The organism is Pseudonocardia sp. HH130630-07 (genome assembly GCF_001698125.1).
Lineage (GTDB): Bacteria > Actinomycetota > Actinomycetes > Mycobacteriales > Pseudonocardiaceae > Pseudonocardia.
The window spans coordinates 18,150-40,627 of the sequence record NZ_CP013854.1; the positions used below are offsets into that span (position 1 = coordinate 18,150).

Consider the following 22,478-nt stretch of genomic DNA (forward strand, 5'->3'; position numbering starts at 1 on the left):
GCACGGTGAGCACCGCCGCGACCGCCACGTCCGTACTGTCCGCACCGACGTTCGCTGTGGACGGGCCGCTGCCCTCGGGCACCGTGGTGCTGGAGGCGAGTGCCGGTACCGGCAAGACGTACACGATCGCCGCGCTCGCCACCCGGTACGTCGCCGAGGGCGTCGCCGGGCTGGACCGGCTGATGCTGGTCACCTTCGGCCGGGACGCCACCGAGGAGCTGCGCGAGCGGGTCCGGGAGCGGCTGGTGGGCACCGAGCGTGCACTCGCCGCCGTGCTCGCCGGTGCGCAGCCGCCCGATCGCGCCGTGGACCCGGTCGTCGCCGTCCTGGCCGACGCCGACCGCGCCGAGATCGAGGTCCGCCGGGCCCGGCTCGCGGAGGCGTCGGCGTCGTTCGACGCGGCGACCATCGCCACGACCCACCAGTTCTGCATGCAGATGCTCGCCGGGCTCGGAGTCGCCGGGGACAACGACCCGGACGCCGAGTTCGTCGAGCACGTCGACGACGTCGTGACCGAAGTCGTCGACGACTTCTACGTCCGCAAGTACTCGGGCACGGGGGCCGGCCGACCGGCCTTCACCCGCACCGAGGCGCTCGCGCTCGCCCGGCGTGCGGTCGCCGACCCGCAGGCGGAGCTGGAGCCGCGCGACGCCGAGGGCGGCTCCGTCGCCGCCACCCGGCACGGTTTCGCGGCCGCCGTCCGCGCGGAGGTCGACGCCCGCAAGCGGGCCACCCGGATCTACAGCTACGACGACATGCTGTTCCGCCTCGCCCAGGCGTTGCGCGACCCCGAGCGCGGCCCGGCCGCCCGGGCCCGGCTGCGGTCGCGCTTCTCGGTGGTGCTGGTCGACGAGTTCCAGGACACCGACCCGACGCAGTGGGAGATCCTCTCGCTGGCGTTCCACCGGGCCCCGGAGACCACGCTGGTCCTGATCGGCGACCCGAAGCAGGCGATCTACGCGTTCCGCGGGGCGGACGTGCACAGCTACCTGCAGGCCGCCGACACCGCGAGCCGGCGGCGCACGCTGGACACCAACCGGCGCAGCGACGCCGCACTGCTCGGCGCGCTGGACCGGGTGTTCGGTGAGGCGGCCCTCGGCGACGACGACATCGTGGTGCACCGGGTCGACGCGGCGCACCACGGCCGCCGGCTCACCGCGCCACGGGACACGCCGCTGCGGCTGCGCGCCGTCGACCGCGACCGGCTGGACCTGACCGGGCGCCGGCTCGGCCGGGCGGCGGGGGCCCGCCGGGTGGTCGCCCGGGACGTCGCGGTCGACCTGTCCGAGCTGCTGGGTGGCGGGGCGAGCTGGGACGGCGTGCCGCTGCGCCCCGGTCAGGTCGCGGTGCTCGTGCGGACCAACGCGCAGGGGCTGCTGGTGCGGGACGCCTGCGCCGAGGCGGGCGTCCCGGCCGTGCTCACCGGGAGCACGAGTGTCTTCACGACCCCGGTCGCCACCGAATGGCTGACCCTGCTGGAGGCGGTGGAGCAGCCACAGCGGTCGATGCGGCTGCGGGCGGCGGCGCTGACCCGGTTCGTCGGGCACACCGTCGCCGACCTCTGCGGCCCCGACGCCGACCGGCTGGTCGACCGGCTCGGCGCCGACCTGCGGGCCTGGCACCAGGTCCTGGCCGAGCGCGGGGTGGCGGCGCTGCAGGAGGCCGTGTTCGCCCGCTACGCACCGGCCCGGCGGCTGCTCGGCCGGCCGGACGGCGAGCGCGATCTCACCGACCTGCGCCACGTCGGGCAGGTGCTGCACTCCGCGGCGCTGGAGCGCCATCTCGGCCCCACCGCGCTGACCGAGTGGCTGCGCCACCGGATCGGCGACGCCGCCCGGGACACCGCTGCGGAGCGCAGCAGGCGGCTGGAGTCCGACGCGGACGCCGTCCAGATCGTCACCGTGCACCGGTCGAAGGGCCTGGAGTTCCCGGTGGTGTACCTGCCGTTCGCCTGGGACCGCTGGGTGAACGACACCCCCGATCCGCTGCTCTACCACGACACCCCGGCCGGGGCGGACGGCCCGCGCCGCCTGCTCGACGTCGGCGGACCGTCCGGGCCGGACCGCGCGCACCGGACCGGGCTGCACCTGGCCGAGGAGGCCGGCGAGGACCTGCGGCTGCTCTACGTCGCGCTCACCCGGGCCTGCAGCCAGGTCGTCGCCTGGTGGGTGCCGGGCACGACGACGGCGTCCTCGTCGCTGCACCGGATGCTGTTCGGCGGGCACCGCCCCGGGACCGGGCCGGAGGCGTCCGCCGCCGTCCCCGGGGACGCGAACGCGGTGCAGTACCTGCGCGAACGCTTCGACGGCAGTGCCGCCGTCGTGGAGACCCTGCACGACCGCGATCCGGTGCCACGCCCCGCGCAGCCACCGGCCGGCGTGCTGGCCGCCGCGGAGTTCTCCCGGACGCTGGACACGGCGTGGCGGCGCACCTCCTACACCGCGCTCACCGCGGCCGCGCACGCCACGCACCACCCGGCGCCGGGCGCGGCCGCCGAGGAGCCGGCCGAGCCGGCCGTCGTGCCCGGCGTGCTCAGCGAGCCCGAGGAGGAGGGGGTCCGCGACGAACCGGGCACCGCGGGCCCGGGCGTCGCCGCGCCGGAGGACACCGGGCCGGTGTCCGGGCCCGCGCCGGCCGACGTCGCCTCCCCGATGGCGGACCTCCCGATGGGGGCCGGGTTCGGCACGCTGGTGCACGCCGTCCTGGAACACCTCGACACCACCGCCGCCGACCGGGGCGACGACGCGCTGCGGGCCGAGCTCGTCGCCCACGTCTCGGCGGAGCTGCGGCGCCAGCCCGCCGACGTCGATCCGGTGCAGCTGTCCGACGCGCTGGTCCCGGTGCTGCGCACGCCGCTCGGGCCGCTGGCCGACGGGCGGCCGCTGGCCGGGATCGCCCCCACCGACCGGCTCTCCGAGCTGGACTTCGAGCTGCCGCTCTGCGGCGGGGACGCCCCGACCGGCCGGCTCACGCTGGCCGGGATCGCGGCCGCCGTCCGGGACCATCTCGGGCCCGGCGACCCGCTGCACGGCTACGCCGACCGGCTCGACGGCCCCGAACTCGCGGGTCAGCCGCTGCGCGGGTACCTGACCGGCAGCATCGACTCGGTGCTGCGCGTGGGCGGGCGGTACCTCGTCGTGGACTACAAGACGAACTGGCTCGGGCCGGCGTCGGCGTCCGGGGTGCGCGAACCACTCACCGCGGCGCACTACACCGCACCCCGGCTGGCCGGGGCGATGATGGACGCGCACTACCCGCTGCAGGCCTTGCTCTACGCGGTGGCCCTGCACCGGTACCTGCGCTGGCGGTTGCCCGGCTACGACCCGGCGGAGCACCTCGGCGGGGTCGGGTACCTGTTCCTGCGCGGCATGTGCGGGCCGGACACCCCGGTCACCGGCACCGGCGAGCTGGCCGCCCCGTGCGGCGTGTTCGCCTGGCGCCCGCCGGCCGCGCTCGTCACCGACCTGTCCGACCTGCTCGACGGAGGTGCCCGGTGACCGTGCCCGTGACCGAGCGGGACCCGTACGGCCCGCGCGCCGCCCGCACCGCGACCGGCGTGCTCGCCGCGTTCAACGAGGCCGACGTGCTCGCCCCCGGCGACCTGCACGTCGCCCGCAGGCTCGCCCGGCTCGGCGGCCGCGGCGACCCCACCGGCGGCGCGCCGTCCGGCGGGGCCGGGACCGGCGGGGCGGCCGAGCCGGAGGAGGTCGTGCTCGCCGCGGCCCTCGCGGTGCGGGCCATCCGCAACGGCTCGGTCTGCGTCGACCTCGGCACCGTCGCGTCCACCACCGCGGGTGAGGGCGAGGTCGCCGTCGACGTCTCCGGCCTGCCGTGGCCCGATCCGGTCGCCTGGCGGGCCGCGCTCGCGGCGAGCCCGCTGGTCAGCGACGCCGGGTCCGGCACGACAGCGCCGGGCACGACAGCGCCGGACGGGACCGTCGCCGACGGGGCGCCGGACGCCCGCCCGCTGCGGCTGCTCGGTGACCTGCTCTACCTGGAGCGGTACTGGCAGGAGGAGGAGCTGGTCCGCCGGGAGTTCGTGGCGCGCTCCGGGCCGGTGCGCGACGTCGTCCCGGAACGGTTGTGCGCGGCGCTCGACCGGCTGCTGAGACAGCCGGGGGCGGAACGGCAGCGGCTCGCCGCGGCGGTCGCCGCGCTGCGGCCGGTCACCGTGATCGCCGGGGGCCCGGGCACCGGGAAGACGACGACGGTCGCCCGGCTGCTCGCCGTGCTGCACGACCTGCACGCCGGTGCCACCGGGCGGCCACCGCTGCGGGTGGCGCTCGCCGCGCCGACCGGCAAGGCGGCGGCGCGGCTGACCCAGTCGGTCGCCGAGGCCACCGCGGTGCTCCCGCCCGCCGACCGGGACGCCGTCGCCGGGACCACGGCCTCGACCCTGCACCGGTTGCTCGGGTCCCGCGGGGTGTCCGGCCGGTTCCGCCACCACCGCGGGAACCGGCTGCCGCACGACGTGGTGGTGGTCGACGAGACCTCCATGGTGTCGCTGACGATGATGGCCCGGCTGCTGGAGGCCGTGCGCCCGGACGCCCGGCTGGTGCTGGTCGGTGACCCCGAGCAGCTCGCGTCGGTGGAGGCCGGAGCGGTGCTGGGCGACCTCGCCGCGGCCGGTTCCGCCCCGGAACCCGCGCTGCAGGCGGCGCTGGAGCGCTGCAGTGCGTTCCGGGCCGACCGGCCGGTGCCCGGCAGCGGGGAGCCGGTCCCGGAGGGGGCGGGTGTGCCGGGCGAGCCGGTCCCGGTCTCCGGCGGGGTGGTGCGGCTGGAACGCAACTGGCGGTTCGGCGGGGCGATCGCCGGGTTCGCGGCCGCCGTCCAGGCCGGTGACGGCGACGCCGCGGTCGCCCTGCTGCGCCGGTCCGGTGCCGAGCTGACCTTCTCCGACGTCGATCCCGCACTGGTCGCCCCCGGCACGCTCGACACGCTGCGGTCGGAGGTGGTGCGGTCGGCCGGTGACCTCGTCGGAGCCGCCGACGCCGGCGAGGTCGACCGGGCGTTGCGGGTGCTCGACGAGCACCGGGTGCTGTGCGGGCACCGCCGCGGGCCCTACGGCGTGGCCCGCTGGACGGCCGAGATCGAGCGGTGGATCGCCGCCGCCCACCCCGGTTACGACGCCGAGGCCCCCTGGTACCCGGGGCGGCCGCTGCTGGTCACGGCGAACGACTACGACCTCGGCCTGTTCAACGGCGACACCGGCGTCATCGTCCGTACCGCGGCCGGGCGGCGCGCGGTGTTCCTCACCGACGGGCGGCCGGCCGAGTTCGAGCCCGCCCGGCTCGGCGGGGTGGCGACCGTCTACGCGATGACCGTGCACCGCAGCCAGGGCAGCCAGTTCAACCGGGTCACGGTCGTGCTGCCGCCCGCGGAGTCACCGCTGATGACCCGCGAGCTGCTCTACACCGCGGTGACCAGGGCCCGGCAGAACGTGCGGATCATCGGGACCGAGGCCGCGGTCCGGGCCGCGATCGCCCGCCCGGCGGGCCGGGCGAGCGGGCTGCGCAACCGGCTCGGCTCCGCGCCCGCTCAGGCCGGCCCCGCCACCGCGTCCAGCGCCTGAGCCAGGTCCGCGACCAGGTCGCGCGGATCCTCGATGCCGACCGAGAGCCGCAGGTGGCCGTAGCGGCGGAACTCCGGCGGGAAGTGCGCGGCCCGTCCGGCTCCCCCGGCGCCGACGTGCACGATCAGCGACTCGTCGTGCCCGAGCGACACCGCGGAGGTGATCACCCGCAACGCCGCGACGAACCGGTTCTGCAGCTCCGGCGGACCGTCCAGGGCGAAGGCGAGCATCCCGCCGAAGCCGTCGTCCAGGGTGCGCGCGGCGAGTTCGTGCTGCGGGTGCGACGCCAGGCCCGGGTACGCGACGTAGGCGACCCGGGGGTCGGCGTCGAGGAACCGGGCCACGGCGAGCGCGTTGGCGCAGTGCGCCCGCATCCGCATGGGCAGGGTCACCGCGCCGCGGGCGATCAGCCAGGCGTTGAACGGGCTGATCACTCCCCCGGCGTCGACCATCGCGTCGGCGCGGATGCGCCCGATCAGCTCGGGCCGGCCCAGCACGGCGCCGCCCATCGCGTCCCCGTGCCCGTTGACGTACTTGGTCAGCGAGTGCACGACGAGGTCGGCGCCGCGTTCCAGCGGACGCTGCAGCACCGGCGTGGCGAACGTGGCGTCCACGCTGCACAGTGCCCCGGCCTCGTGCCCGACGGCGGCGACGGCGTCCACGTCGGTGATCCGGGTCGTCGGGTTGGCCGCGGTCTCGACGTGCACGAGCCGGGTCCGCGGCCGGATCGCCGCCCGGACCGCCTCCGGGTCGCCGGAGTCGACCAGCGTCGCGGTGATCCCGGAGCGCTCGGGCAGCAGCTCGGTGAGCAACCGGTGGGTCGCCACGTAGGTCACGTCCGAGCTGACGACGTGGTCCCCGGTCCGCAGGAAGGTGAAGAACACCGCGTGCAGCGCGGCCACCCCGGACGCCAGCGCCACCGCGGCGCAGCCACCCGGGACGGCGCCGGCCGGGTCCTCCAGCGCGACCAGCTTCTCCTCCAGCCACGCCTGGTTCGCCCCGCCGTTGCGGGTGTAGAGCGGCGTCGCCGTACCCGACCAGTCCAGCTCCGACGGGTCCTCGGGCAGCGCGTAGGAGTTCGCCGCGACGATCGGGCGGCGGATCGCCCCGGTACCGGGGTCGACGTCGGTGCCCGCGTGCACGGCACGCGTGGCGAGATGGGGCGGGTGGTCGTCGGATCCGGGCACGGCGACGATCCTCCCCGCCGACCGGCCCCGGCGTCAGGCCGAGGTGACCGCCTCCGGTGCGCGCAGCGACGGCCCGGCGTCCGGCACGACGAGCGGGGTGCCGGTGACCGGGTCGGGGATGACCCTGGCGCGCAGGCCGAACACCTCGGCCAGCAGCTCCTCGGTGATCACCTCGGCCGGTGGGCCGACGGCGACGATCCGGCCCTCCTTCATCGCGACCAGCCGGTCGGCGTAGCGGGCGGCGAGGTTGAGGTCGTGCAGGACCATCACCACGGTGCGCCCGGCCTCGGACTGCAGCCTGCGGACCAGCTCCAGCACGTCGACCTGGTGGGCGAGGTCCAGGAAGGTCGTCGGCTCGTCGAGCAGCAGCAGGTCGGTCTCCTGGGCGAGCGCCATCGAGATCCAGGCCCGCTGGCGCTGGCCGCCGGACAGCTCATCGACCGGCCGGTCGGCCATGTCGGCCAGTCCGGTCCAGCTCAGGGCCTCGCCGACGGCCCGCTCGTCGTCCCCGGACCACTGCCGGTACCAGGCCTGGTGCGGGTGCCTGCCGCGGGCGACGAGATCGCCGACCGTCAGTCCCTCCGGCGCCAGCGGGGACTGCGGCAGCACGCCGAGCACCCTGGCGACCTCCTTGGTCGGCGTCCGGTCGATCCGCCGGCCGTCCAGCACGACCTGTCCGGCGCGGACCGGGAGCAGCCGGGCCAGCGCGCGCAGCACCGTCGACTTCCCGCAGCCGTTCGGGCCGATCACCGTCGTGACCGTGCCGGGCAGCACCTCCAGGTCGAGGTTCTCGACGATCGTCCGGTCGCCGTAGCCGAGCGTCACCTGCTCGGCCCGGAGCCGGACGACACCCGGCTCGACCGGGTTCCCGCCGGTGGTCGTCCGGTCCTCCAGATACGCGGTCATGCGCGGGCCTCCTGACGGGCGCGGGCGAGCAGGAACAACAGGTAGGGCGCGCCGAGCACCGCGGTGACGATGCCGACGGGTAGTTCGATGGCACCGAGCGCGGTGCGCGCGATGAGATCGGCGACGACGGTGAGCGCCGCGCCGAGCAGCATGGAGACCGCCAGCGGCGGGCTGCCGACCCGGCACACCCGGCGCGCGATCTGCGGGCAGACCAGCGCGACGAACGCGATCGGCCCGGCCGCGGCCGTCGCCACCGACGCGAGCCCGACCGACACGAACAGCAGCCCGGTCCGGGCCCCGTTCACCCGGATCCCGATCCCCCGCGCGGTGTCGTCGTCGAAGCGCAGCCCGCCGAGCACGTGGGCCAGCACGAACGCGAGCGGGACGAGCACCGCCATCGCGATCGACAGCGGGACGACCTCGTTCCAGCTGCGCGCGTTGAGGCTGCCGTTGAGCCAGACCTGGGCCTGGGCGGCCTGGTAGATCTGGGCCACGGTGAGCAGCCACTGCACGGCCGCGACGAGCACCGCCTGGACCCCGATGCCGATCAGCACCAGGCGGTAGCCCTGGATCCCCCGGCGCCAGGCGAGCACGTACACCACGGTCGCGCTGGCCAGCCCGCCGATCAGCGCCGCCAGCGGGATGCCCAGCGAGGCGAACCATCCGCCGACGCCGGCGACACCACCACCGAGGACGATCACGAACACCGCCGACGCGGCCGCGCCCCACTGCACCCCGATGATGTCCGGGCTGGCCAGCGGGTTGCGGGCGATCGACTGCAGGATCGCCCCGGACACCGCGAGCGCCCCGCCGACCAGCGCGCCGGTCAGGGTCCGGGGCAGGCGCAGCTCCAGCACGACCAGCTGCTGCCCGGCGTCGCCGCCGCCGAACAGGGTGGCGAGCACGTCGGTGATCGCGATCGGGTAGTCGCCGCGGCCCATGTTGGTCGCGGCCGCCAGCAGCAGCACCGCGGCCGTGACGACGAGCACGACCAGCGGCCGCGGGCGCAGCACCCCGGAGAAGCGGCCCACCCGCAGCGGTCGCCGGCCGGCGACCGGCACGACCTCGGGGCTGCGCTCCGGCGCCGGGGCGCTCACACCGCCCCCAGCTTCTTGCGCCGGACCAGCGCGATGAAGAACGGCCCGCCGATCAGCGCGACCACGATGCCCACCTGCAGCTCCCCGGGGCGGACCACGACCCGCCCCACGACGTCGGCGACCAGCAACAGCACCGCTCCCGCCAGCCCGGACGCGGGCAGCAGCCACCGGTGGTCGGGCCCGGTGAAGGCGCGCACCACGTGCGGCACGATCAGCCCGAGGAAGGTGATCGGCCCGCAGGCCGCGGTGGCCGCGCCGGCGAGCAGGGTGATCGCGACGACGCCGACGAGCCGGGTCCGGCGCACCGAGTGCCCCAGCGAGGTGGCGACGTCGTCGCCGAGCGAGAGCGCGTTCAGCGCCGGTGCGCTGGCCAGCGCCAGCACGGTCCCCACCACGATGAACCAGACCACCTGGCCGGCCACGTCGGCGTCCCGCCCGGCGAGCGAGCCGACCACCCAGAACCGGTAGGCGTCGAGGCTGGTCTCGTCGAGCAGCACGATCGACGACGTGAGCGCCTGCAGCAGGAAGCTGACCGCCGCACCGGCCAGCGCGAGCGAGACCGGGGTGGCACCGCCGGTCGCCCGGGTGCCGATCACGAACACCGCGACGCTCGCGACGAGCGCACCGGCGAAGGCGAACCACACGTAGCCGAACAGGCTGGTGACCCCGAACAGGTAGATCCCGCAGACGACGAAGAACGCGGCCCCGGCGTTGATGCCGAGCAGCCCGGGATCGGCGAGCGGGTTGCGGGTGAAGCCCTGGGCCAGTGCCCCGGCCAGGCCGAGCGCGATGCCCACCAGCACGCCGAGCAGCGTCCGCGGGATCCGCAGCGAGCGGATGACCAGGTCGTTCTCGGTGCCCGTCGGGGCGAACAGGGCGGAGAACACCTCGCCCGGCGGGATGACCTTCGTCCCGATGGCGATGCTCCCCAGCAGCGCGACCAGCAGGGCCGCACCGAGTGCGGCGAGACCGATCAGGCGGCGCCGGCGCAGTGAGCGCTTCGGCGGTGCCGGGGCCGCGGTGTCCCGGGGCCGGACGCGGATCGCGTTCACCTGATTGCCGTCCTCCTGCACGAGACGTCACACCGGCCCCACCCGTCCGGTGCGGCTCCGCTCACCATAAGTGAGGCTGCCCTACGACTGAACACCCACTGGGTCACGTCCGCGTCACGCCGGGCATCCTCACCGCGGTGCCGACCCGACAGCCGCTCCCCCCGGCCGCGCCGCACCCGCCGGCCCGGCCGCGGGTGACCGCGATCATGGTCTCCTCCCTCGACGGCGCGGGCACCGCGGGCGGGCGGGGCTCGCAGGGACTGAGCACGCCCGCGGACCGGATGCTGTTCCGGTCGCTGCGCCGGAGCGCGGACGCCGTCCTCGTCGGTGCCGGGACGGTGCGCGACGAGGACTACCGGGGCGTCCGCCGGCGCCGCCCGACGACCGACGACCCGACGCCCGGGGAGCCGCCGCCGGTCGTCGTCGTCACCGGGTCGGCCGATCTCGCCCCGGACGCGGCCCTGCTCACCGACACGATCACCCCGCCGATCGTGCTCACCACCGGCGGTGCCCCCGCCGCCCGGCGGGCCGCGCTGGCCGCCGCCGGGGCCGACGTCGTCGTGCTGCCCGACCTCCGGCCGGGCCCGCTGCTCGCCGAGCTGGGCCGGCGCGGGCTGCGCTCGGTGCTCTGCGAGGGCGGGCCCACCCTGCTCGGTGCGCTCGTCGCGGCCGACGCGGTGGACGAGCTGCGCCTGACCCTGGTCCCGGTGCTCGTCGGCGGGCCGGCCGGGCGGATCGCGACCGGGCCGGTGGCCCCCGCGGTACCGCGCGGGATGCGGCTCGCGGGCCACGACGCCGCCCCCGACGGCACCCTGCTGCTGCACTACGTCCGGGGCGATGTCCGGGGTGATCACCCTCCGAACGGGTGAACTGTCGTGAGGGATGCGCCGATCCGGGCATCACACCTGCGACGGCAATGTCCGGCGGCGCCGACGCGATCCGCCGGACCGCACGAAAGGAGCAGGTCATGACGTCCAGCACCCCGGCGAAGACCACCGCGGCCACCCCGGCGACCCCCGTGGTCCCGGCCGCCGACGGCACCCAGGGCAAGACGACGATCGCCGCGTCGGTCGTCCAGAAGATCGCCGGGATCGCCGCCCGCGAGGTCGCGGGCGTGTTCTCGATGGGATCCGGCGCGTCGCGCGCGTTCGGCGCCCTGCGCGAGCGGATCCCCGGCGGTGGCACCACCGGGGCGTCCAACGTCGCCGGGGTTAGGGTCGAGGTCGGCGAGAAGCAGGCCGCGGTCGACCTCGACATCGTCGTGGAGTACGGCGTCTCGATCGCCGAGCTGGCCAAGGCCGTCCGGCGCAACGTCATCGGGGCCGTGGAGCGGATGACCGGGCTGGAGGTCATCGAGGTGAACATCTCGGTGAACGACATCCACCTCGCCTCCGAGGAGGACGAGCGCCCCGAGGCCCCGGCGCCCGCACCGGCCCCGCGCGTCGTGGAGTGACGATGTCCGTCCCCTCCTCCCGTTCGCCCGCCGCGGTGGTCACCGGCTCGCCCGGTGCCCCCGCGGCCGGCCGCGGGCCGGAGCCGGGCGCGCTGGCCGAACTGGTCGCCGACACCGTCGCCGCACACCCGTCGGTCGCCCGGCTCGACGGCGGCCTGTTCGGCGCCGTCGCCACCTGGCTGCCCGGCCGCCGTCTGGTCGGGGTGCACGTCGGCGGGCCCGGCGAGCCGGTCGAGGTCGCCGTGGTGCTGACCCTGGACCGGCCCATCCCGGCGACCGTCGCCGCACTGCGCCGTAGTGTGGCGCCGCTCGTCGACGGCGTCCCGGTCGACGTCACGGTCTCCGACGTGGAGATCGCGGGGGACGGCGCGTGACCCGGGCGGCGGAGGTTCGGATGGACGGCCGGGACGCCCGGGGCGGTCTGACGCCCGAGCAGCGCGCCGCCTACCGGGCCTTCGTCCGCACCCACCACCCGGACCGCGGCGGCGACCCGGCGGAGTTCCGGGCCGGGCTCGCGCGGTACCGGGCACTTGCCGCCGGCGAAGCGCTCGACGACCCGGCCGGGACCGCTCGCGAGCCGGACCCGGCCGACCGGCGCTTCGACGGCCCGATCGAGATCGTCCCGGACCTTCCGCTGCCCACCAGGGTGCTGATCGCCATGATCCGCACCGTCCGCCGCCGTACGCATCCCCGGGTCGACCGGCCCGGCCGCGACCCCCAGTCCTGACCCTCACGGAGGTATCCCATGACCGCCACCCAGACCGGCCTCATCGCGGGTCTCCTGCTCGGGGTCGCCGGCGCCGCCGGCAACTTCCTCGGCTTCGTCATCGCGCTCGTGCTCGGCGTGATCGGCCTGGCCGCGGGCCGCTACCTCGACGGCGACCTCGACCTCAGCGGCCTGCTCGGCCGGGGCCGGGACCGGTGACCCCGCTCGCCGAGCCGGGCGAACGCGGCCGGCTCGACGTCGATCCCGCGGTGCTCCGCAAGATCGTCGAGCACGCCGCCGACACCGCCCGCTCCACCCGGCACCGCACCCGCAGGCTCGCCGGCCTCGACGTCGGCGAGTCCGGCCCGAGCGCCCGGGTGACCGCGCGCTCGTCGGACCAGGTCGACGTCCGGCTGCGGCTCACGCTCGTCTACCCGGGCGCGGTCCGGGCGGCCGTCGCCGACCTGCGCGAGCGCGTCGCGTCCGACCTGCTCCGGATGACCGGGCACCGGCTGCACCGGTTCACCGTCGACGTCGGCGCCCTGCAGTCCGACACCGCGTCCGCGCCGGAGACCGCCCGGGTGCGCTGAGCGCCCCGGCCCCTCAGAAAGGCAGGTGAGGACACCGTGCGTGTCCTGCTCCGACTCCTCGCCCCGCTGGTCAGCCTGGCCGTGGCGGCACTCGGCGCGCTCGTGGTCGTCGAGGTCGTGGCGGCCTGGGCCGCCCCCGGCCCGGGAGCCGGTCTGCTCGTCCCGTGGCGGGACTGGCGCGAGACCGCCCGGACCACGCTGTGGACCGCACAGCCGGTGCAGTGGATCGCGATCGCCGCGATCGTCGCCGGTGCGGTGCTGCTGCTGATCGGGCTGCTCGCCCGGCGGCACGACGTGGCGCTGCGCTCGCCGTCCCCGGGGCTGACCGTCACCACCTCGCCCCGGGTGCTGGCCCGTCTCGTCGGCAGCCGGGTCCGGGACCTCGACCCGGTCACCAGCGCGTCGGTCACCGCGTCCGCGCGGTCGGTCGTCGTCCGGGCCGGTGGTCGTGGCGAGCCCACGGAGCTGCGGCAGGAGGCCACCACGGCGGCCACCGCGGTGCTGGAGGCGTTGCCACTGGCCCGCCGGCCGCGGCTGACGGTCCGGGCCGCCCCCGACCGCCCGGACACCACGAGGGGAGTGCACTGACATGTCCGCCGAGACCACCGCCGCACCGTCGTCCACCGGGGGACCGCAGCCGTCGGACCGCGACTCCGCGGGCGCCGGGCAGGCACTCCCGCCGGGTGACCCGCGCCGCGCCGCCAGGGCCGCCCGCCGGGCGCGCTACCGCTCCGCGGGCGGCGCCCGGTGGGGCTTCACCGTGCTCGGCCTGGTCCTGGCCGCGGCCGGGGTGCTCGCCCTGCTGCTGCAGGCCGGGCTGTTCGGGGCCGGCCGGGCGCTGCGCCCGGTGCTCGACCCGCTGATCGAGCAGTTCCTGGTCGCCGTGCCGACCCCGGCCAGGGTGGTCGCGATCGTCGCCGGGCTGGTGCTCGTCGTGCTCGGCCTGCTCTGGGCGGTGCGCGCGCTGCGCCCGGAGTCCCGTCCCGAGCTCGTGCTCGACGCCGGTGACGAGACCGAGATCCGGGTCAGCTCCGCGGCCGCCGCGGACGCGGTCGCCGACGGCGCCACGGCCCTGCCGGGCGTCACCCGGTCCCGGGCCCGGATGGTCGGCAGCACCGCCCGGCCCGCGGTCCGGGCCTCGGTCTGGGTGGACGCCGACGTCGCGCACTCCGAGGTGGCCGAGATCTGCCGCCGGCTCGACGCCGAGGTGCTGCCCCAGGTCCGCGACGCCCTCGAACTGGCCGACCTTCCGGTCGCCGTCCGGATCGAGCTGGACTCCCCCGACCACCGCTCCGGCCCCCGGGTCGCGTGACCCGTGCCCCGGTGAGGGGCTTCACACCGGGCCCACGGGAGCGGCCCCGTACGGTCGGTCCATGAGCGGAGTGCTGAGCGGCAGGACCGCCCTGGTCACCGGGGCGGGCAGCGGGATCGGGATGGCCGTGGCCCGTCGTCTGGCCGCCGACGGCGCCACGGTGCACGCGGTCGACCTGGACGGGGACCGGGTCGCCGCGCTCGCCGCCGAGGTCGATCTCGTCACCCCGCACACCTGCGACCTGTCCGACCTGGATGCCGTCGAGCGGTTGCCGGTCGACGTCGACGTCCTGGTCAACAACGCCGGCCGCCAGCACGTCTCGCGGCTGGAGGAGTTCGACCCGGACGTCTTCTCGGCGATCCTGCGGCTGATGCTGGAGTCGCCGTTCCGGCTGATCCGCCGCTCGCTGCCGCACATGTACGCGCGCGGCTGGGGCCGGGTCATCAACATCTCCAGCGCGCACGGGCTGCGCGCCTCCCCGTTCAAGTCGGCCTACGTCTCCGCCAAGCACGGGCTGGAGGGCCTGTCCAAGGTCACCGCGCTGGAGGGCGCCGAGCACGGGGTGACCAGCAACTGCATCAACCCGGCCTACGTCCGTACCCCGCTGGTCGAGGCCCAGATCGCCGACCAGGCGCGCACCCACGGCATCTCCGCCGACGAGGTCGTGGAGAAGATCATGCTCACCCCGGTGGCGGTGAAGCGGCTGATCGAGCCGGCCGAGACCGCCGAGCTGGCCGCGCTGCTGTGGGGCCCGGCCTCGGCGTCGATCACCGGGTCGTCGCTGAGCCAGGACGGCGGCTGGACCGCCCGGTAGCCGGCTCACCCGAGCCACACCCGGCTGCGGGCAGACTGGGCGTCGCCCGGGTACCGCCCGGGACGGGCTGACGACGAACGGGGGACTCCGGTGGGGCACGCCCGCACGAGCCGGCTCCGGCGTACCGGATCCACCGCGCTCGTCCTGGGGATCGCGCTCGCCCTGCTGGCCGGCTGTGCGGTGGGCCCATCCCAGCGCCCGCCGGTCGCCGTGCGCGGCGAACTGCTGCCCGCCGCTCCCCCGGTGGCGGCCGAGCCGCCGCCCGACCCGGCCCGGCTGCCGGGGACCGAGCCGCTGCGCTCCGGGCCGGAGTTCGTCGACTGCACCGCGGAGGTCCGGGCCGGTCTCGCCGAGGCCGGTACCCCGCTCCCGGACGGCCGCGAGCTGGCCGCAGGGTGCGGGCAGCTGACCGTCCCCGCGGACCGCGGGCGTCCGGACCTCGGCCCGGCCCGGCTCGGACTCACCCGGCTGACCGCCCCGGGGGCGGCGGAGGACCTGCCGGTGCTCGTCGTGCTGGGCGACACCGGGGTCGACGGGTCCTCGCTCGCCGCGGCCGCGCTCGCGGCCCGGCTGCCGAGCGAGGTGCTGGCCCGCTACCAGGTGCTCGGCATGGACCGCCGGGGCTCCGGCGACGACCTGCTCGACTGCGCCCCGATCGACGCCCGGACCACCCTGCAGGACGCCGGTCCCGGCCAGCGCGACGAGGTCGCGATGACCGCGTTGCTGGAGCGTTCCCGGTCGATCGTGCAGGACTGCTACCTGCTCCTGTCCGGCACGATCACCAGCTACCGGACAGACAGCTCGGCCGAGGACCTGGAGTCGCTGCGCAGCGCGCTCGGTCTCGCCCGGCTCAACCTGGTCGGCGTCGGGGACGGCGCCGACGCCGTGGCCGGCTGGGCCGGCCGGAACCCGGACGCGGTCGGCCGGGTCGTCCTCGACGGGCCGGGTGACCCGACGCTCGACGAGCCCGCCCGCTCCGAGGCGGCCACCGCGGCGGCCGAGGCGGCGTTCGACGCCTTCGCGACGGCCTGCACCGCCGGGCCGGGCTGCCCGCTCGGCCCGGATCCGCGGGCCACCGTGCGCGGCCTGCTCGACCGGCTCGCGGGCAGCGCGCTCCCGGCCGGGGACGGCGACGCGGTCACCGCGGGCGCGGCGGTACGCGCGGTCCGCACCACGCTGTCGCAGCCGTCGCGGTGGCCGGAGCTGCAGTCCGCACTGGCCGGCGCGGCCGGCGGGGACGGCTCCGGGCTGGCCCGGCTCCGGTCCACCGGCAGCGGGCCCGCGGCCGGGCCGCGGGCCGGGTTCGACGCCGTCCTGGCCACCGCGTGCAACGACAGCCGGGTCCGGATCACCCCCGGCGAGGCCGCGGACCTGGCCGGGCGGTGGGCCGAGCGGTTCGGGCTGTTCGGGGTCGCGGCGGCGCAGGACCTGGTCGCGTGCGGGCCGTGGCCGCCGGGCGGGGCGGCCCCGGCTCCCGGCCCGCGCTCCGACACGCTGCCGCCGGTGCTCGTCGTCGGTACCGCCCAGGATCCCCGCGCGCCGCGCAGCGGCGCGGAGCGGACGGCCGAGCAGCTCGGCAACGGCAGGCTGGTGCGCTGGCAGGGCTCCGGGACCGGGGCCTACCCGCGGACGCCGTGCGTGGCCGCCGTGGTCGACCGCGCCCTCGTCGACGGCCAGGCCCCCACCGAACCCGTGGTCTGTCCGCCGTAACCCCGTGCATCGGACGGCGCACCCCGGGTGGTCAACGGATGCGACGAAGCCGACACCGAAGGTCACAATTGAGCATCCGCGGCATTCCGTGAGCACGCCGCCCACGCGCCGTCCGCACGCCTTCGACCTGCGGCAATCCATTCGGTGAACGTTTCTCGAAACGGTCACCCGTTCGTCACGGAACCGCGCGATCGGCTTACCCGCCGGAGTCGTTCGGGCTAGGCTGCCTCCGGTGGCGGCGTCACCGCAGGTCACGCCTGGGCAACCGGCGACGAACCGTCGGACGCGGCCATCGCGTTCCCGCGGTGTAACGCTGGTGATACCGATCACCGAGCGTCCGGGTGGACGATGCAGGGGGACCGATCGGCCGCAGCCGCTCGGCAGGCTTCGGGACCGGGCGGAAGGAGAACGGTGGATTTCTTCACCTATGTCGGTTCACAACTGGAACAGTTGGTGTTCTACGGTCAGCAGCACTTTCTGCTGGTGGCCTTTGCCGTCGGAATCGCGGCCGTGGTGTCGCTCGTCGCGGGCACGGTGCTGCACACCAACCGGCTGACCCCGGAGACCTGGAGCCGGCCGCTCCGGATCGGGTCCCGGGAGGGGCTGCTGATCGCGAGCTCCGCGGCGCTGACCGTGCCGTCGCTGGCCCTGTTCGGCCTGCTGCAGCCCGCGCTCGGGCTGGGGGCGACGCCGTCACTGACCGCCCTGACCATCTACGCCGTCTACCCGATCCTGCGCAACGTCGTCGCCGGGCTCTCCTCGGTCGACGACGCGGTCCTGGAGTCCGCGCGCGGCATGGGCATGGGGCCGGTGCGCCGGATGGTGTCCATCCAGCTCCCGCTGGCCTGGCCGGTCATCCTGTCCGGCATCCGGGTCGCCGTCCTGATCATCATCGGGATCGCGGTCGTCGCGGGCGCCATCAACGGACCGGGCTTCGGCTCCTCGCTGCTGCTCGGCCTGCAGCGGCTGGGCTCGGTCAACTCGTTCAACCAGGTTCTGGCGGCCACGCTCGGCTGCCTCGTCGTGGCGGCCGTCTACGAGATCGTGTTCTGGCTCGTCCAGCGCTTCACCACCCCGAGGGGGATCCGTGTCTGATTCCGGCAAGCCGATGATCGCCCTCGAAGGCATCAGCAAGACCTACCCGAAGGCCACCGCGCCGGCCGTGCAGGAACTCAACCTGCAGGTCCCCGAGGGGACCATCTCGATGTTCATCGGGCCGTCCGGCTGCGGCAAGACGACCACGCTGAAGATGATGAACCGGCTGATCGAGCCGACCACCGGGCGGATCCTGCTCGACGGCGAGGACGTCACCGCGGTCAACGCCGACGAGCTGCGCCGCCGGATCGGCTACGTCATCCAGCAGGTCGGCCTGTTCCCCCACTTCACCATCGGCGACAACATCGCCGTCGTGCCGAAGATCCTCGGCTGGGACAAGAACCGGATCACCGCCCGGGTCGACGAGCTGCTGCACCTGGTCGGCATGGAGCCGAAGGACTACCGCGACCGCTACCCGCGCCAGCTGTCCGGCGGGCAGCAGCAGCGCGTCGGCGTCGCCCGCGGCCTGGCCGCCGACCCGTCGGTGATGCTGATGGACGAGCCGTTCGGGGCCATCGACCCGATCACCCGCGAACGCATCCAGGACGAGTTCCTCGAGCTGCAGCGCCAGATCGCCAAGACCATCTGCTTCGTCACCCACGACCTGACCGAGGCGGTGAAGCTCGGCGACCGGATCGCCGTCTTCGGCCCGGGCGGGACGCTGCAGCAGTACGACACGCCGGACACCATCCTGACCCACCCGGCGAACGACTTCGTCGCCGAGTTCGTCGGGTCCGGCGCCGCGGTGCGGCGGCTGTCGCTGCTCGACCTGGCCCGCCTGGAGCTGGCCCCGGTCGGCCTCGACGGTGCCGGCGAGCGCAACGGGTCGCCGACCTACGAGGCCGACGCCGAGGGCAGGCCGTCCCGCTGGGCCTACCTGCCGGGCACCGAGGTGCTGCCGAAGCTCGTCACCGTGCCGCAGTCCGGGACCGTGTACGACGCCGTCGACGTCATGCTCGACTCGCAGACCGAGCTCGTCGGCGTGGTCGACGACGAGCACCGGCTGCAGGGTGCGCTGTGGTGGAAGGACCTCGTCGAGGGCCTGAAGACGAAGGGCCAGGCGTGAGCGCCCCGGCCGCCAAGTCCACGGCGTCCGCGGGAGCCACCGCGACCGACACGCCCGAGGCACCGCGCCGGACCCGCGCGAAGATCGACAAGACGCTCATCGCCAACCCGCTGATCGCCGTGCTCGGTCTCGTCGCGGTGTTCGGCTACGCCGCGAGCCAGGGGCTCGACGCGGTCGAGCAGTCGGTGATCAACCCGCAGGCGCTGGGGACCCGGCTGTGGGAGCACCTGGTGCTCACCGGGCTGTCGACGCTGGTCGTCATCGTGATCGCGATCCCGGCCGGGATCGCGATCAGCCGCCCGGCGGCGGGCCGCATCCAGCGCCCGATCCTCGCGTTCGCCGGGTTCATGCAGGCCCTTCCGGCGTTCGGCGTGATCGTGCTGCTCGCGTTCTCCCCGCTCGGGCTCGGGCTGCCGACCGCGGTCGTCGCGCTCGCGCTGGCCGCGTTGCTGCCCGTGCTGACCAACACCGTCGTCGGCCTGCAGCAGGTGGACCGGGCGCTGATCGAGGCCTCCCGCGGCATCGGCATGTCCGCCCGGCAGACGCTGCTGCGGGTCGAGCTGCCGCTCGCCACCCCGGTCATGGTGGCCGGGGTCCGGGTCGCGCTCGTGCTGAACGTCGGCACCGCCGCGCTGGCGACCTTCATCGGCGCCGGCGGACTGGGCGAGCCGATCAAGGGCATGCTCGAGCTGGGCCGCCCCACCGGCACGCTGGTCGCCGCCGGGATCGTCGCCGCCCTCGCACTGATCGTGGACTGGCTGGCCGGCCTCGCCGAGTACGCGGTGCGCCGCAACTCCGGCTGAGCCGCCCGCCACTCCCCCGACACCCCGCCGTACCGCACTCCCTGGAGGACACGTGAATCTCGGACGATCCCGGCGCATCGCGCTGACGGCGCTGGCCGCCGTCACCGCGCTGACGCTCGCAGGCTGCGGCAGTCTGGACTCGGCAGGACCCTCGGCCTCCGGCGGCTCGCTCGGCGACGCCGGCAACCTGGAGGGCGTCGACTACATCGTCGGCGGCAAGAACTTCGACGAGCAGCTCGTGCTCTGCGAGATCACCGTCGCCGCGCTGGAGTCGGTCGGCGGCAACGTCACCCCGCGGTGCAACCTCGGCGGTACCGACGTGGCCCGGCAGGCGCTGCTGTCCGGCGACATCAACACCTACTGGGACTACACCGGTACCGCGTGGGCGTCGTTCTTCAAGGAGACCGAGCGCGTCCCGGACGACAACGAGCTCTACCGGCTCGTCTCCGAGCGCGACCTGGCGGAGAACAAGCTCGTCTGGCTGGACAAGGCGAGCTTCAACAACACCTACGCGTTCGCCGTCAACGGGGAGAAGGCGCGGCAGGAGAACCTGAACTCGGTGTCGGACATGGCCGCCTACATCAAGGCGGGCAAGCCGGGCTCCGTGTGCGTCGAGACCGAGTACAACTCGCGTGACGACGGCCTGCGCGGCCTGCAGCAGACCTACGACTTCCAGGTCTCCGGCGACCGCCTGCAGGTGCTCGCCACCGGCGTCATCTACGAGGCCACCAACAACGGCGACTGCACGTTCGGCCTGGTCTTCACCACCGACGGCCGGATCCCGGGCCTCGGCCTGAAGGTCCTCGAGGACGACAAGCGCTACCAGGTCACCTACAACGCGGCGCCGATCGTCCGCGAGGACACCTACAACCAGAACCCGGCGATCCGCGAGGTCATGGCGCCGATCGCGGCCGCCCTGGACTACGAGACGATGCTGAGCCTCAACGGCAAGGTCTCCTCCGAGGGCCAGGACTCCCGCCAGGTCGCGCGGGACTGGCTCACCGAGAAGGGCTTCATCGGCTGAGTCCGGCTCCGCCGTACCGCGACGGCCCCGCGTCCCGCACCCGGCGGGGCACGGGGCCGTCGTTGCGCCGGGTCCGCTTTCGTGGTCCGCTGTGCGCGCCCAGCCCCTGCGACCTGGAGAGACACCTCGTGACCCGCTCGCACCGGCGCACCGTCGCACTGGCCGCCACGGCGCTCTCCTGCCTGCTGCTCGCCGGGTGCGGTGCCCTCACGGCGTCCGGGCCGGGTGCCGCGGCCGGGACGCTCGCCGGGTCCGCCGACCTCACCGGCCAGACCTACGTGGTGGGCTCGAAGAACTTCGACGAGCAGCAGCTGCTCTGCCAGATCTCGATCGCCGCGCTGGAGTCCGTCGGGGCGTCGGTCACCGACCGCTGCAACGTCGGCGGCTCCGACGTCACCCGGCAGGCGCTGATCGACGGCGACATCTCGGTCTACTGGGAGTACACCGGGACCGCGTGGGCGTCCTACCTGCGCGAGACCCGGACCCTGCCCGACGACGAGGTGTTCCGCGAGCTGTCCGACCGGGACCGGGCGGACAACGGCGTCGTGTGGCTGGACCGGGCGGGGTTCAACAACACCTACGCCTTCGTCGTCGCCGGGCAGACCGCGCAGCGGCTCGGCCTGCGCACGATCAGCGACATGGCCGCGCACGTCCGGGAGGGCCGGCCGGGAACGGTGTGTGTGGAGACCGAGTACAACTCCCGCGCCGACGGCCTGCGCGGCCTGCGCGGCCTGCAGCAGGCCTACGACGTGCAGATCCCCGCGGAACGCACGCAGGTCATCGAGCAGGGTCTGGTGTACCAGTCGACCGCCGACGGCGACTGCCTGTTCGGCGAGGTCGCCGCCACCGACGGACGGATCCCCGGGCTCGGGCTGACCGTGCTCGACGACGACCGCGGCTACCACATCACCTACAGCGCCGCGCCGACGATCCGGCAGGACACGTTCGACCGGGCCCCGCAGGTCGCCGACGTCTTCGCCCCGATCAGCGCGGTGCTGGACCAGCCGACCGTCCAGCGGCTGAACGGGCGGGTCTCGGCCGGCGGGGAGAGCCCGCGGGACGTGGCCCGGTCCTGGCTGACCGAGCGCGGGTTCATCGGGGGCTGAGGGCGATGGCATGGCGGGAACCGGACGAGGTCCGCGACGGGGTGGAGCTGACCTCCCTCGACGGCGAGGTGTTCGACGGCGCGGGCGTCACCAAGCGGGACCTGCTCGACCACCTGGACGCGGTCGCCGACCGGATGCTTCCGGGCCTCGCCGACCGGGCGCTGACCGTGGTGCGGGCGCGGCCCGGGCAGGCGCCGTTCATGCAGAAGAACACCCCGCGCGGGGCGCCGTCCTGGATCCCGACGATCGACGTCTGGGCCGAGGCCTCGCAGCGGACCGTGCACTACCCGGTCTGCGCCGACCGCGCGACGCTGCTGTGGTTCGGCAACCAGCGCGCGATCGAGTTCCACCCCACCCTGGTCGCGCACGGCCGGGCCGAGACCGACGAGCTCGTCGTCGACCTCGACCCGCCGCCCGACGGCGGCTTCGACCGGGTCGTGGCGGCGGCCCGGCTGGTGCGGGCCGCGCTGCGGGAGCTGGCGCTCGACGCCGTGGTGAAGACCAGCGGGGCGAAGGGGCTGCACCTGGTGGTGCCGCTGAGCGCGCCGCTCGGCATCGACGACGCGTTCGCCGCCACCCGGGCCGTCTGCGCCCGGGCCGCCGCGCTCGACCCGGACGTCGCGACCACCGCGTTCATCAAGGACGACCGCGGCGGCCGGGTGTTCCTGGACCCGACCCGGGCCGGCGGCGCGACCCTGGTCGCCGCCTACAGCCCGCGCGCCCGGCCGGGCCTCCCGGTGTCGTTCCCGGTGGCCTGGGACGACCTGGACGCGGTGACACCGGCCGAGTTCACCGTGACCACGGCGGCCGGCCTGCTCGGGGACGCCGATCCGTGGCGGACGCTGCGGCCGGGGCCGGGGCAGCTGCCCGCGGAGATCCTGGCCGAGGGGCGGGAGATCCCGGTTCCGCGGGTGCAGGCGATGCACGAGGGGAAGCGGCGCAAGCGGGAGCGGGAGCGGGGCTGAGCCCGGCCCACAGCCTGCTT

Annotated in this window: 22 protein-coding genes; 18 read left to right on the top strand and 4 right to left on the bottom strand. The window is 75.4% G+C overall.

Annotation, left to right across the window (positions count from 1 at the left end; all coding sequences use genetic code 11):
- Positions 1-5 precede the first annotated feature (5 nt).
- The gene (locus AFB00_RS00085; RefSeq protein ID WP_068799844.1) at positions 6-3,497 is read left to right on the top strand and encodes a UvrD-helicase domain-containing protein; all 3,492 of its coding nucleotides are present in this window, start codon (positions 6-8) and stop codon (positions 3,495-3,497) included.
- Positions 3,494-5,572, top strand: a complete 2,079-nt coding sequence (gene recD / locus AFB00_RS00090; protein WP_231974132.1) for an exodeoxyribonuclease V subunit alpha — start codon at positions 3,494-3,496, stop codon at positions 5,570-5,572. Before AFB00_RS00085 ends, recD begins: the two co-directional genes overlap by 4 nt.
- On the opposite strand, the gene AFB00_RS00095 is transcribed toward recD, so the two are convergent.
- Genes AFB00_RS00095 through AFB00_RS00110 form a run of 4 tightly spaced genes read right to left on the bottom strand, consistent with a single transcriptional unit; the run spans position 5,539 to position 9,805 of the window.
- Positions 5,539-6,759 carry a trans-sulfuration enzyme family protein gene (locus AFB00_RS00095; protein ID WP_231974133.1) on the bottom strand — a complete coding sequence of 407 codons (1,221 nt, stop codon included), beginning with the start codon at positions 6,757-6,759 and terminating at the stop codon, positions 5,539-5,541. The two genes, recD and AFB00_RS00095, sit on opposite strands and share 34 nt — an antisense overlap.
- A 33-nt stretch (positions 6,760-6,792) precedes the next feature.
- A complete protein-coding gene (locus tag AFB00_RS00100) occupies positions 6,793-7,665 on the bottom strand; it encodes an ABC transporter ATP-binding protein (protein ID WP_068795507.1) in 873 nt (290 codons plus the stop codon).
- Positions 7,662-8,762: a FecCD family ABC transporter permease gene (locus AFB00_RS00105; RefSeq protein WP_068795508.1), complete on the bottom strand. Its 1,101-nt coding sequence runs from the start codon at positions 8,760-8,762 to the stop codon at positions 7,662-7,664. Before AFB00_RS00105 ends, AFB00_RS00100 begins: the two co-directional genes overlap by 4 nt.
- Positions 8,759-9,805: a FecCD family ABC transporter permease gene (locus AFB00_RS00110; protein WP_068799846.1), complete on the bottom strand. Its 1,047-nt coding sequence runs from the start codon at positions 9,803-9,805 to the stop codon at positions 8,759-8,761. The genes AFB00_RS00105 and AFB00_RS00110 overlap by 4 nt, the downstream gene beginning before the upstream one ends.
- Before the next feature lie 146 nt (positions 9,806-9,951).
- Here AFB00_RS00110 and AFB00_RS00115 point away from each other — a divergent pair, with 146 nt between their 5' ends.
- The 16 genes from AFB00_RS00115 (at position 9,952) to AFB00_RS00190 (ending at position 22,458) form a co-directional block, all read left to right on the top strand.
- Positions 9,952-10,683 carry a dihydrofolate reductase family protein gene (locus AFB00_RS00115; protein WP_231974134.1) on the top strand — a complete coding sequence of 244 codons (732 nt, stop codon included), beginning with the start codon at positions 9,952-9,954 and terminating at the stop codon, positions 10,681-10,683.
- 98 nt (positions 10,684-10,781) lie between these two features.
- Positions 10,782-11,267, top strand: coding sequence for an Asp23/Gls24 family envelope stress response protein (locus AFB00_RS00120; protein ID WP_068799847.1), 486 nt, complete (start codon positions 10,782-10,784; stop codon positions 11,265-11,267).
- A 2-nt stretch (positions 11,268-11,269) separates the two neighbouring features.
- The gene (locus tag AFB00_RS00125; RefSeq protein WP_231974135.1) at positions 11,270-11,641 is read left to right on the top strand and encodes a hypothetical protein; all 372 of its coding nucleotides are present in this window, start codon (positions 11,270-11,272) and stop codon (positions 11,639-11,641) included.
- A gap of 20 nt (positions 11,642-11,661) precedes the next feature.
- Positions 11,662-11,994, top strand: coding sequence for a hypothetical protein (locus AFB00_RS00130; RefSeq protein WP_083275140.1), 333 nt, complete (start codon positions 11,662-11,664; stop codon positions 11,992-11,994).
- Positions 11,995-12,012: 18 nt separating this feature from the next.
- Positions 12,013-12,192, top strand: a complete 180-nt coding sequence (locus tag AFB00_RS00135; protein WP_068795511.1) for a hypothetical protein — start codon at positions 12,013-12,015, stop codon at positions 12,190-12,192.
- Complete coding sequence (locus AFB00_RS00140) at positions 12,189-12,563, top strand: hypothetical protein (protein ID WP_068795512.1); 375 nt, start codon at positions 12,189-12,191, stop codon at positions 12,561-12,563. Before AFB00_RS00135 ends, AFB00_RS00140 begins: the two co-directional genes overlap by 4 nt.
- Before the next feature lie 36 nt (positions 12,564-12,599).
- Positions 12,600-13,151, top strand: a complete 552-nt coding sequence (locus tag AFB00_RS00145) for a DUF6286 domain-containing protein (RefSeq protein WP_068795513.1) — start codon at positions 12,600-12,602, stop codon at positions 13,149-13,151.
- Between the two features lies 1 nt (position 13,152).
- Positions 13,153-13,875, top strand: coding sequence for a hypothetical protein (locus tag AFB00_RS00150; RefSeq protein WP_083275141.1), 723 nt, complete (start codon positions 13,153-13,155; stop codon positions 13,873-13,875).
- Between the two features lie 61 nt (positions 13,876-13,936).
- Positions 13,937-14,689: a 3-hydroxybutyrate dehydrogenase gene (locus AFB00_RS00155; protein WP_068795514.1), complete on the top strand. Its 753-nt coding sequence runs from the start codon at positions 13,937-13,939 to the stop codon at positions 14,687-14,689.
- A gap of 90 nt (positions 14,690-14,779) precedes the next feature.
- Positions 14,780-16,399, top strand: a complete 1,620-nt coding sequence (locus AFB00_RS00160) for an alpha/beta fold hydrolase (protein WP_197519703.1) — start codon at positions 14,780-14,782, stop codon at positions 16,397-16,399.
- 483 nt (positions 16,400-16,882) lie between these two features.
- Positions 16,883-17,494 (top strand): ABC transporter permease, encoded by a 612-nt coding sequence (locus AFB00_RS00165; protein WP_231974136.1) that lies wholly within the window; start codon positions 16,883-16,885, stop codon positions 17,492-17,494.
- The gene (locus AFB00_RS00170) at positions 17,487-18,560 is read left to right on the top strand and encodes an ABC transporter ATP-binding protein (protein WP_442965836.1); all 1,074 of its coding nucleotides are present in this window, start codon (positions 17,487-17,489) and stop codon (positions 18,558-18,560) included. Before AFB00_RS00165 ends, AFB00_RS00170 begins: the two co-directional genes overlap by 8 nt.
- Positions 18,557-19,363, top strand: a complete 807-nt coding sequence (locus AFB00_RS00175) for an ABC transporter permease (RefSeq protein WP_068795517.1) — start codon at positions 18,557-18,559, stop codon at positions 19,361-19,363. Before AFB00_RS00170 ends, AFB00_RS00175 begins: the two co-directional genes overlap by 4 nt.
- A 52-nt stretch (positions 19,364-19,415) precedes the next feature.
- A complete protein-coding gene (locus AFB00_RS00180; RefSeq protein ID WP_068795518.1) occupies positions 19,416-20,387 on the top strand; it encodes a glycine betaine ABC transporter substrate-binding protein in 972 nt (323 codons plus the stop codon).
- 128 nt (positions 20,388-20,515) lie between these two features.
- Positions 20,516-21,493 (top strand): glycine betaine ABC transporter substrate-binding protein, encoded by a 978-nt coding sequence (locus AFB00_RS00185; protein ID WP_068795519.1) that lies wholly within the window; start codon positions 20,516-20,518, stop codon positions 21,491-21,493.
- A gap of 5 nt (positions 21,494-21,498) precedes the next feature.
- Complete coding sequence (locus AFB00_RS00190; protein ID WP_068795520.1) at positions 21,499-22,458, top strand: DNA polymerase domain-containing protein; 960 nt, start codon at positions 21,499-21,501, stop codon at positions 22,456-22,458.
- Positions 22,459-22,478 lie beyond the last annotated feature (20 nt).